Here is a 10,171-nt window from a genome sequence, read left to right as displayed (position 1 = left end):
AAAAATCAACTTCGTCGGCTCCGTGTCCGTGACGAGCGCAGGGACGACGTCCACTTCGGCTTCCTCGTCCTCGGCTGCTGCGTCATGCTCTTCCGAAGCCTCTATCCTCACATTTGATAGAGGCTCTTAGCGACAGGCAGCAACATCTGGACCCACTCTTTACTTACAGGCCATGGCTTTACCGCTTTGAGACAACGAGGTGGAAGTTGATGACCACTTCGTCTGCGACAACTGAAGTGTCCTTCCATTCGCCTGCGCCAACGTTGAACTCTGTGCGCTTGATTGGCAATTCTCCGTCAAAGATTCGTGTCGAGCCCGTTTCCTTGAGTGCAACAGCTATGACGACGGATTTCGAGTGACCTTTAATCGTCAGCTTGCCGGCTACGTCGTATTTGCCAGCGCCACCTGCCTTGACGGACGACGCTTGGAATGTTGCCCGTGGGTAGGTCGCTACGTCGAACCAGTCCTTGCCGTGCAACCGCTTGTTGTACTCCCCCTCTCCAAGGTCAAAGCTTGCGGTGTCAATGGTCACCTGTACACGGGCTTGTTCAAGATGTGCCGGATCGAACTCAATCGACACATCGAACTTCTTGAACTTGCCATTCAGTGGCACGCCCATCTGTTTCGCTGTTGCCGAGATCGCGCTTTTTGCTCGGTCAAGCTGTGCAAGCGCTGGGGGCGAAGCGGTCAGTGATGCGATAGCAAGAGTCGTGACTGCGTAGCGGCGCAACAAGGTATTCATGGCGTCCCTTTGCTTTCCTAGTGAGGTCGGGCGTGGTGGGGACATTCACTATTTTCCGGAAGGTGACCCATGATCGCCTCTTCCAAACTTCCCACGAGCGGCGAACTGACGGTATGCGTCGTTTCTCTGTTTTTCGGAAATGGACACGACAGCAAGAGTCTCAGGCCAAGCATGTCCGAATTGAGGAAGACCCAGCGCCGCTAAAGATTCTTGCCACCCAACCCCCTGTGTCAGGGAAGAAGTCGCCTCGGCTGACGTGCTGAGCTGACCACCCGATGGGGGCGAGTGCAGGGGTTGAAGTGCCGTACACAAACGCATTCAAGGCGCAGATGGTGAAGCGGATGATGGGCGCGAGCGGCGAGGTAGGCATGCACCAGGGCCATGAGATGGTCCATCGTGCGGCAGCGGTGCTCGCGGAAGGACCAACCCGGAGACTGCTTGCGGCTGTTGGAGGAAGGCCCCCTGCTCGCCAGCGACGGCAAGTACAGGTGGGCCTTGGCCATCGCGATGGACTCCGTGTGGGAGGAGACAGCCGAGGCATTGGAGGGCATGACGGACCCCGGCGCGGTCATGGCCACAATCACCGCCGCGGCGACGATGTACCTGCTGCTCTGGTCGCTCCCCGAGCCAGTGAGCAAGGGCGTGGCCGCTACCCTGACAGCCATCGCCATCGCCTACCTGGGCGTGGACACGATGTGGCGTCTGCTGGACGGGTGGTTGACCCTGGTACGCGAGGTGGACCAGTCCACGACTTTCGCGCAGCTCAGTGCGTCGGGTGAGGCGTACGGCGAAATCCTCGGAGAGAATGCGGCACGCGTCTTCGTGATGCTCGCCACGGCCGCTATCGGCAGCACGGCGGGGTTGGTCGCGAAGGCCGTGAGACTGCCGGGCTCCGCTCAGGCTGCGCTCGCCGTGGAGTCTCAGGCAGGCTTCCAGTACGCCGCGGTGGCAAGTGTGCAGTCGGTCGCGGTGGCGGCGGAAGGCTTCACCATCGCGCTCGCCCCCAACGCCCTGGCCATGGCGAGTCGGGGGATGCGCAGCCAAGGCGAGCGCCACCACATCGCCACGAACAAGAACGAAGTCTCAGCGGCGCGCGGCGGGCCCTGGACGCCGAGATTCCGGGACCTCTTCACAAGGGCTGGGATGGAGCTGAAGGACCCCGAGAACGTCGTAGAAGTCGTCGGTCACAAGGGGCCACATCCGCAGCGGTATCATGAACGCGTCCAGGAGCGACTACTCGAGGCTTTGGGGAGCTGTCGGAAGGTGGCAGATTGCCGCGAGGCCCTCACGGTTGAGCTTCGCAGGCTCGCCAAAGAGGCCGTGACCAAAGGAACGGAAATCCACAGGCTTTTGACTCAGGGCAAGTGACGCAGTGAGGGCGTCCACCATGTCGAATCACTCTCGATACTTCAGGCTCAAAGAGGACGTACAGGCCGGCAACTGGTACCTGGGAGAACCGTTGAACGGACAGGGCCGGGAGCCGGAAGACATCAGGGAGTTTAGTTCTGGGCGGCCCGTCCGAAGTGATGGCCGCCTGACGCTCTCTGTTCGTGAGCCTGGGCGTCAGCGCGATTTCAGCATGGCAGGCGTTGGCATGACTCCCGTTGTCCACATCCGGGTGGCCGCCATCTTCGCGGAGCTGGCACCCAATGATGTGCAACTCATCCCTTTGAATCTCAAAGGCCACCCGGACGAATATCAAGTCCTCGTTGCTACGAAGGTTGTCCGGTGCATCGATGACAATGCATCAAATGAAGTGGAGTTCTGGCTGCCAGAGGACGCGCGACCGGACAAGCTCGGCCAATACCGAAACGTGGTTGATATGCGGATTGACCGCACGAAGGTGGGCAACACGAAGGTCTTCCGCACCTGGGGGTGGACAGTTGCCCTCATCGTCTCGGAGGACATCAAGGTAGCCCTGGAGCACGCGAAGGTCACAGGAGCAAAATTCGAGGAGGTCTAGCCTGTGCTTTGGAACTGCCTTGTCTGCGCGAGGAAGTCCCGCAGCCGGGGTGAGGGGGGCAGCAACTGCACACCGATGCCCGCTGAGACGCCCCAGGTGCGGGCGTGCGCGGAGTCGACGTGCCGCACCACTTCGCCCTCACAGGCGAACTCCTCGCCGGCCAGTCGCAGCGTCAGCTCCAGCCGGGTGAAGAGGGGAGGGAAGGGCTCCGAGCAGCTCAGGAAGAGGCCGCCCTTGCCCAGCTCCAGGCCGTGGACGTCCACGCCCTCGGGATGGCGAATCCACACGTCCCAGGACCAGGGCTCGGCGGCCTTGTCTCCATGGGGCAGGGATTCACCGAGCAGCGAGGCGCCGTGTCGTGCCCGGGGCTGGGGCGTGCACAGGGAGTCCGCGGAGTGTTCCGACAGGCAGAGCGCGCAGTGCATGGTCGCCTCGAGCAGACACCAGGAGGTACTGACTCCGCGGGGGCGGAGGGCTCTCCCGTTGCTCTATAAACCGTGCGGACGTCCACGTGCTGACGGCCCCCGACACGCCACGCGGGTCCAGGTGCTTGCGATGATCGCTGGCGCACAGACCCGGCGGGACGGCTGCCCCGCACGGGTGGGTGTGCCCGTCTTCAGCCCTTCGCCTTCCCCTTGAACGGCGCCGCGTCGATGCGCACGCCGATGTACGACGGGAAGCGCGGCACGCCGTCGTTGGACAGCTCCTGGTAGCGGAAGGTGATGAGCGTGCCGATGGCCGGTGGTGCTTCGCGCTCGGCGTCCGACAGGCCGGTGCCCACGCTGAAGCGCTTGCCGTTGCGCAGCTCCACCTCCAGCGCGCCCAGCCGGCCCTTGTGTCGGCCTGCTCCCGCGACGTGGCCAATGACGACGGCCTCGTCGTCCTTGAAGCTCTTCACCTTCAGCAGCGTGTGCGAGCGACCGACTTCATAGCGGGAGCCCGGCTTGCGCAGCATCAGCCCCTCGCCGCCCAGCCCCTCCACGCGCTCCAGCTCCGAGCGCAGATGCGGAGTCCCCTGACAGCGCTCGTGCGAATGCCACTGCGCATACGCGGGCTTCGCGTCATCCAGCCACTTGCGACAGTGCTCCAGCCGCTGCTCGAACGCGGCGTCGAAGCTCGGCGCGTCGAACACGACGAAGAGCAGCTCCTTCCAGTCCTTGCTCTTGTCCTGCCGGCGCACCACGCTCACCGTGCGCTGGAAGCGCTTGCGCCCACCGAACAGCTCTCCGTCCAGCGGGAAGTCCGGCAGCCCCGCGGTGAACCAGTCCGGCGCGAAGAACTCGTTGCCCAGGCGTGACCAGAAGCGCTTGCCGTCCCAGTACGCGCGCACGCCGTCGAGCTTCTCGCTCATCCACCAGTCCGTGAGGTCCACGTCGTTCTCCCACGGGTGGGCGAGCAGCAGCGGCGGAGCCTTCTCGTCGTCCGCGTCACCCTCGGCATCACCGGAGGGGGCCTTCACGCGCGTGGCCTTGACGGGGGGCGTGGAGGTGCCACCGGTGCGGGAGTCCTCGGCGGCGTCACCGCGCACGCGGCGCAGGTGCTTGCAGGTGCGTCGCTCGATGGCGATGGACTGGTTGCGCCACGCGGGGCAGGAGCACGAGTAGACGCCTCCCGTGTTCTTGAGGATGTAGGGCTTGGAACCCGAGCCCTGGACTTCCACCTGCTCGCCGTCCGCGATTTCCGCCAAGTGCCGACCCCTCCGTGCCGCGTCCTTCGCGGCGATGAAGGGAAGAGTACCCCCAAGGTCTGACATCCCCAAGGCGCGCGGAGCCTTGGGGGGCGTGCTCGGACAACCTGTCTCGGCCCACGTCGTGTTCCTCCCAGACGCGCCCGCGTCCTCATGGGACGCGGAGTGGCGCGAACAGGGGGCATTCCCAGACAGTCGCCACTTGGCACCGAGCAATTCCAGTCATTGGTATGTGATTTGCTGGTGGTTCCTCCAATCGCGCGTCATGGAGGACTGCCCGCATGTACAAACCCTCGCCGCCCACGGTGGTTAACTGCGGCTCGTCCAAATGCTCGTACATGGCTCCGGTGCATCCCTCGTCCCAGTGTGTCTTCTGCACGCGCTACTACTGCATGACGCACAAGCCGAAGACGTGCCCCTCCTGCCATGTCTTCATCTGTACCGGTTGCTATAGCCGTTCTCCGCCCCCGTGTTGTGTCTGGGCGAAGAGCCAGTCCTCTCCCTTCTCCTTCCCGTCGTTCTCCGGAGGCTCCTCGTCGTTCTCCGGGGGCTACCCGTCGTTCTCTGGAGGTCCCCCATCGTTCTCCGGGGGCTACCCGTCGTTCTCCGGGGGCTACCCGTCGTTCTCCGGAGGCCCCCCGTCGTTCTCTGGAGGTCCCCCGTCGTTCTCCGGAGGCTATCCGTCGTTCTCCGGAGGCCCCCCGTCGTTCTCCGGCTACTCCAGCCCGCCGAGCATCACCACCGACTCCATCGAGAATGACATCACGGGGCAGGACCAGTGGCCGACGTTCAGGGACTACAACGAAGGAGACCCCTTCGCCTTCTGGAGCAGCACCGGGTTCCCGGGGCTGAACGTGAAGTTCCTCATTGAAGTGTCGGGGATGCTCTTCGAGGCCCATGTGAAGTGGGAAAACCGTCCGTGGTATTCGGACGAGCCCAAGAGCATGAGCTTGAAGGTGGCGGTCCGGGGCTCGAGGTCGGACATGTGCCGGGAGTCGCTCGCCAACGTCACGAACGGCTCGCACCGCTATCTCTGGGGTCATCTGCTCGCACGGGCCCGGAAGATGCTCGCCAATCATCGTGCAGGGGAGTTGATGACGGAGTTCGGCCTCACGAACAGAGTGACCACCGCCTTGGTCCGGACGCTCTTGCGCGCCGGGAGGATGAGCGACCTCTCCGCTCTGTACCTCTGCACCTCGCTGCCGTTGACGGCATGGGAGCAGGGGGCCTGGTCCCTGATGCTTGACGTGCTCACGCGCTGACGCTCTCCGCCAACGGTCCGCCAGCAACCCTTTCGCGTTGCCACGAGAACGTACGCCATCCGCGAGTGTCGCTCCGAGGCGTCACTTCGGGGCGCCTGTGTCGTGGGGCCTCCACCGGTGTCCCCTCCATTCTCGACGCCAGGACCGCGGCGGCTCGCCCAGCAAGCGGAGGACCGAGTCCCGGCGCATCACTCCCGGGGCTGTGCGTCCACGTCCTCAAGTGCGAGCAACAAGGCGGCTCATACGGTTGCGACTCTTCACGCCATCGTGGTGCGGTGGGCACTTGCCGAGGATGGGAGTGGCGCTCTGTCGGGAGGCGTCGCAATCTGTCTGGAGGTCCACGAGTCGAGGAGGCCGCACCGGATGGTCGTCATCATCATGGGAGTGTCGGGCGCGGGGAAGACGACGGTGGGGCAGGCCCTGGCGCGGAGCCTGGGCTGGCGCTTCCTGGACGCGGATGACCTGCACCCCCGGTCCAACGTGGCGAAGATGGCGGCGGGTGTCCCCCTGACGGACGAGGACCGCACGCCCTGGCTCGCCGTGGTGCGCGGCCAGCTCCAGGCGGCCATGGAGCGTGACGAGGACCTGGTGCTCGCCTCGTCCGCCCTCAAGCGCGCCTACCGGGACCAGCTGGAGGTGGACCCCGCGCGGACGCGGTGGGTGTACCTGAACGCTCCGCGCGAGGTGCTGGCGGGCCGGCTCGCGAAGCGGCACGGGCACTTCATGCCGCCGTCGTTGCTGGACAGCCAGCTCGCCACGCTGGAGGTGCCCACGCAGGCGCTGGAGGTGGATGTGTCGCCGCCCCCTCCGGAGGTGGTGGCGCGCATCCGCGAGGGCCTGAAGCTCTGAGTCCTCGAAGGGCCCCGCGCGGGCCGCGACTCGGGGTCCGTCTGTCTTTGCCATGTGACATCGGTCCCGTGGAAATGTTCCCGGCTTCGCCCGTGCTCGGCCCGGGCTCTTGCGCCCGGAACCGAAGTCGGCGTGGAGCGCGGCATGTCAGACCGCTGCTCTAAATATTCATCCGGATGCAGATGCATATCGGGTTGCACGTATGCCGCCCCGCATCTCGCGGGGCGCCGTGCCCGACTTCTGGGGGATACATTCCGATGTCGAGACTTCCGGGGATGAAACATGTTTCACGTGGCTGGGCGGGTGTGGTGCTGGGCGTGCTCGTCGGGAGCGCGAGTGGTTGTGGCGGCGAGGTCGACGCCGATGCTTCGAGCGAGGTCATCCGGCAGGAGCGAGCCTTCCCGGGTCGCACGGGTGAAGTGCGCCGAGCGAACTTCCAGGTCGCCGGAGGACCGCGAGCGCTCGCCTACGAGCGCATCGACGGCGAGCGTGTCTTCCAGGGGGACATCCTCCTGCCGCCCGAGGTCCCGGCCAGTGAGCTCTCCGCGCTATCGGTGGAGGCGCAGGGCGCGGTGTCCACGCGCGCGATGACGCGCTGGCCGGGCGGCGTGGTGCCCTACACGGTGGACGCGGCCTTGCCGAACATCGGGCGTGTCACGGCGGCCCTGGCTCAGTGGGAGGCCCTCACGCCCATCCGGTTCGTGCCGCGCACGACCCAGTCGGACTACGTCACCTTCCGGCCGGGGACGGGCTGCTCGTCACACGTCGGTCGCATCGGGGGGCAGCAGTTCGTGACGCTCGCGCCGGGCTGCACCACGGGGAGCACGCTCCACGAGGTGGGGCACACGCTGGGACTGTGGCACGAGCAGGCGCGCACGGACCGGGACAGGAACGTCGTCATCCACTTCGAGAACATCGAGGCGGGGTATGCCCACGCCTTCGAGACCTTCGCGCAGGAGGGCGCGGCCGGCCGCAACCTGGGGCCCTATGGGTTGGACTCCCTGATGCACTACGCGCCGGAGGCCTTCTCCGCGAATGACTCGCCGACCATCACCCGGTTGGACGGCTCGTTCTTCACCGCGAACCGCACCGCGCCGACTCTGGCCGACGCCTGCGCCGTGAAGCGCCTGCATGGCTACGGGCGCCACTCGGACGTGAATGGAGATGGCTACGCGGACCTCGTCATCGGCGCGCCGGACGAGGACGTGGGCATGGGGTTGGACCAGGGGGCGGTGAGCGTCGTGCTGGGCTCGGCGACGGGGCTGGGGACCGCGGGCCTGTGGCTGCATCGCGACGTGTCGGGTGTGGAGGACACGGCGGGTTTCGCCGACCACTTCGGCGCCGCGGTGGCGGTGGGTGATTTCAATGGCGACTGCTTCGCGGACGTGGCCGTCGGCGTGCCCGAGGACGACGTGAATGGGATTGTCGACGCGGGCTCGGTCCACGTCTTCCTGGGGTCGGCGCAGGGCGTGGACTTGTCCACGGACAAGGTGCTGCATCAGAACAGCGCGAGCGTGCCCGACAGCGCCGAGGCGTTCGACGGCTTCGGCGCCGTGCTGGCGGTGGGGGACTTCAATGGCGACGGGTATGACGACCTGGCCGTGGGTGTTCCCGCCGAGGACTATGGCTCATCGGCGCTCGACTCCGGACTGGTGACGGTGTTGTTCGGCTCCGTCTCCGGGCTCACCGGAACGGGCGCGCAGAGCTGGAGTCAGGCGGCGGCGCACGTGCTCGAAGTCACGGAGACGGGAGACCGCTTCGGCTCCGCGCTGGCCGCGGGTGACTTCAACGGAGACGGCTTCGACGAGCTGGCCGTGGGTGTGCCCTCCGAGGACGTGGGCACCGTCGCGAACGTGGGCGCGGTGAACGTGCTGTCCGGCTCCATTGATGGCCTGACGAGCACGGGCAACCAATTGTGGACTCCGGGAAGCGACGGGGTGCCCGGTGTGGCGAGCGAGGGGGTGCTCTTCGGTGCCGCGCTGGCGGCGGGGGACTTCAATGGCGATGGTCGGAGTGAGCTGGCCATCGCGGCTCCGGGTCAGACGGTGGGCTTCATGGCGGGGGCGGGCGCGGTGACGGTGCTGCGCGGCGGAAGCGCGGGGCTGCAGTCCACGGGGGCCCTCGCCTGGAGCCAGGATTCGGCCGGTGTCTCGGACGTGGCCGAGCAAGGCGACGCCCTGGGCTCCGCGCTGGTGGCCGAGGACTTCGATGGAGATGGCCATGTGGACCTCGCCATCGGCGTGGCCTCGGAGAGCGTGGGGGCTGTCGTCGGCGCGGGCATCGTGCACGTGTTGCACGGCGCGCCGGGTGGGCTGTCCACTGCGCGTGAGCAGCGCTGGTCTCAAGTGGGCTCCACCGTGGAGGAGGGCGCGGAGCTCCAGGATGCGTTCGGCTCCCGGCTGTCCTCGGGGGACTATGACGGGGATGGCTTCGTGGACCTGGCGGTGGGCGTGCCGTACGAGGACGTGGGGAGCGCGACCGACTCGGGCGCGGTGCAGGTGCTGTACAGCGCGGGTGTCACGGGCCTGTCGCGCGCGGGCGAGCAGCTCTGGTCCCAGGCGCCGTCGGAGCAGACGGACTCGGTGGAGACGGGAGACCGCTTCGGCGAGGGACTCTAGGCCTTCCGGCGCACGGGCTTTCTCCGTGCCCCCTTGGACTGGTTCTCCCCGGAGGAAAGCCGCTCGGGGATGCGCGCGACCAGGATGTCGATGGCCGCGCGCACCTTCGACGGCAGGTGCTTGTTCTGGGGCCACACGGCGAAGATTTCATTGCCGTGGCGGCCCTCCGTCTCCAGCAGCGTCACGAGCTCGCCCTTGTGCACCCGCTCGGCGACGAGCCAGCACGGAAGCCACGCGAGCCCGGCGCCCTGGACGGCGGCATCGGCGATGGCCTCCAGGTCATCGAAGCGCAGGCTGCCCTGGACGGGGATGACCCGCTCTCCGCCCTGGCCGTCCGGAAAACGCCAGGGCTTGCTGATGCCCTGTCGCCCGTAATTGATGGCCTCGTGGTTCGCGAGGTCCGCGAGCGTCTTCGGTCGGCCATGCCGGGCGACGTAGCGAGGCGAGGCGCAGACCACCATCATCTGCGCGCCGAGTCTGCGCGCGGTGAGGCCCGCGTGGTCCGCGAGGGGCGCGACGCGGATGGCCAGGTCGAAGCCCTCCTCGATGAGGTCCACCACGCGGTCGCTGAAGCACAGCTCCAGCTCGAGGCCTGGATGCTGGCGCGTCAGCTCCCAGAGCAGGGGCGCGGCGCAGTGCCGACCGAACAGCACGGACGCGGCCACGCGCAGGCGGCCCGTGGGTGCGCGGCGGCCGGAGTCCAGCGCGGCCTCCGCCGCTTCCAGCTCCGCCAGCGCGCGGACACAGCGCTCGTAGAAGACCTGTCCGTCCTCGGTGAGGCTCTGCCTGCGCGTGGTGCGCTGGAACAGGCGGGTGCCCAGTCGCTCCTCCAGCCGGGCGATGCTCTTTCCGACGGCGGAGCGGGACAGGCCCAGCCGCTCGGCCGCGAGCGCGAAGCCACCAGCCTCGGCGGCCTGGACGAAGGTGAGCACTCCACTGAGTCGGTCCGTCACGGTGTGGTTCCCATTGGTGAATTCCTGTCCCCAGTGAGGCGCCGAAGTCTCGTCACTGGCGACGCCTTCGCGTCCGTATATCCCCCACGCCTCTCGA

General features: G+C 66.7%; 8 protein-coding genes and 1 pseudogene. 5 read left to right on the top strand and 4 right to left on the bottom strand.

The features are described from left to right. Positions 1 to 178: 178 nt before the first annotated feature. Positions 179 to 742 (bottom strand): YceI family protein, encoded by a 564-nt coding sequence (locus tag HUA74_RS31445; protein ID WP_174457492.1) that lies wholly within the window; start codon positions 740 to 742, stop codon positions 179 to 181. 408 nt (positions 743 to 1,150) lie between these two features. On the opposite strand from HUA74_RS31445, the pseudogene HUA74_RS31440 reads away from it, so the two are divergent. Together HUA74_RS31440 and HUA74_RS31435 are read left to right on the top strand one after the other, a co-directional pair. Then, positions 1,151 to 2,110, top strand: a pseudogene (locus HUA74_RS31440) (AHH domain-containing protein); the annotation flags it as partial. Between the two features lie 19 nt (positions 2,111 to 2,129). Then, a complete protein-coding gene (locus HUA74_RS31435) occupies positions 2,130 to 2,705 on the top strand; it encodes an imm11 family protein (protein WP_174457491.1) in 576 nt (191 codons plus the stop codon). Here the strand turns inward: HUA74_RS31435 and HUA74_RS31430 are convergent. Continuing rightward, complete coding sequence (locus HUA74_RS31430) at positions 2,702 to 3,130, bottom strand: PilZ domain-containing protein (RefSeq protein ID WP_174457490.1); 429 nt, start codon at positions 3,128 to 3,130, stop codon at positions 2,702 to 2,704. The two genes, HUA74_RS31435 and HUA74_RS31430, sit on opposite strands and share 4 nt — an antisense overlap. A 191-nt stretch (positions 3,131 to 3,321) precedes the next feature. Then, a complete protein-coding gene (locus HUA74_RS31425; protein WP_174457489.1) occupies positions 3,322 to 4,392 on the bottom strand; it encodes a DNA ligase in 1,071 nt (356 codons plus the stop codon). A gap of 281 nt (positions 4,393 to 4,673) precedes the next feature. On the opposite strand from HUA74_RS31425, the gene HUA74_RS31420 reads away from it, so the two are divergent. From HUA74_RS31420 to HUA74_RS31410, 3 genes are all read left to right on the top strand, one after another. Further along, positions 4,674 to 5,654, top strand: coding sequence for a hypothetical protein (locus HUA74_RS31420; protein ID WP_174457488.1), 981 nt, complete (start codon positions 4,674 to 4,676; stop codon positions 5,652 to 5,654). A 363-nt stretch (positions 5,655 to 6,017) separates the two neighbouring features. Beyond that, complete coding sequence (locus HUA74_RS31415) at positions 6,018 to 6,503, top strand: gluconokinase (RefSeq protein ID WP_174457487.1); 486 nt, start codon at positions 6,018 to 6,020, stop codon at positions 6,501 to 6,503. A 275-nt stretch (positions 6,504 to 6,778) separates the two neighbouring features. After that, positions 6,779 to 9,121 carry a M12 family metallopeptidase gene (locus HUA74_RS31410; RefSeq protein WP_174457486.1) on the top strand — a complete coding sequence of 781 codons (2,343 nt, stop codon included), beginning with the start codon at positions 6,779 to 6,781 and terminating at the stop codon, positions 9,119 to 9,121. Here the strand turns inward: HUA74_RS31410 and HUA74_RS31405 are convergent. Beyond that, positions 9,118 to 10,074 carry a LysR family transcriptional regulator gene (locus HUA74_RS31405; protein WP_141643431.1) on the bottom strand — a complete coding sequence of 319 codons (957 nt, stop codon included), beginning with the start codon at positions 10,072 to 10,074 and terminating at the stop codon, positions 9,118 to 9,120. The genes HUA74_RS31410 and HUA74_RS31405 overlap by 4 nt on opposite strands. Positions 10,075 to 10,171 lie beyond the last annotated feature (97 nt).

Source organism: Myxococcus sp. CA051A (assembly GCF_013336705.1).
GTDB classification, from domain to species: Bacteria; Myxococcota; Myxococcia; order Myxococcales; family Myxococcaceae; genus Myxococcus; species Myxococcus llanfairpwllgwyngyllgogerychwyrndrobwllllantysiliogogogochensis.
Note: the sequence above shows the minus strand (reverse complement) of the source record. Positions and strands in the feature narration are given on the sequence as shown.